This window comes from Frankia sp. Mgl5, assembly GCF_023242985.1.
GTDB classification, from domain to species: domain Bacteria; phylum Actinomycetota; class Actinomycetes; order Frankiales; family Frankiaceae; genus Parafrankia; species Parafrankia soli.
In genome coordinates this window covers 1-276 of record NZ_JALKFY010000106.1, presented here as the reverse complement: position 1 = coordinate 276, position 276 = coordinate 1, and the positions used below count along the sequence as shown (strand labels likewise).

The 276-nt window shown below is 55.4% G+C and carries 1 protein-coding gene; it reads right to left on the bottom strand.

Annotated elements, in window-relative coordinates:
- Positions 1–69 precede the first annotated feature (69 nt).
- On the bottom strand, positions 70–276 hold a 207-nt coding region (locus MXD62_RS08570), incomplete at its 5' end, for a PLP-dependent transferase (protein ID WP_248828856.1).

The following is a 276-nucleotide window of genomic DNA, read 5'->3' as shown; positions in this document are numbered from 1 at the left end:
CTCTAGGTGAACTCCCCCATCGCGAGCTAGCACTTCCTCCGGCGGGGGCTTGCCCTCAGATGTGCTACATTACGATAGCGCTTGTTCCAGGTCTTCGATCAGATCTTGCACATCTTCGATCCCTACAGAGATGCGGATCAGGCCATCTGTAATCCCCAATTCAGCGCGACGGTTGGCCGGTATGGAGGCATGGGTCATACGGGCGGGAACGCTGATCAAGCTTTCCACTGCCCCTAGCGATTCAGCCAGAGTGAAGTATTTTACCTTGGACAGGAC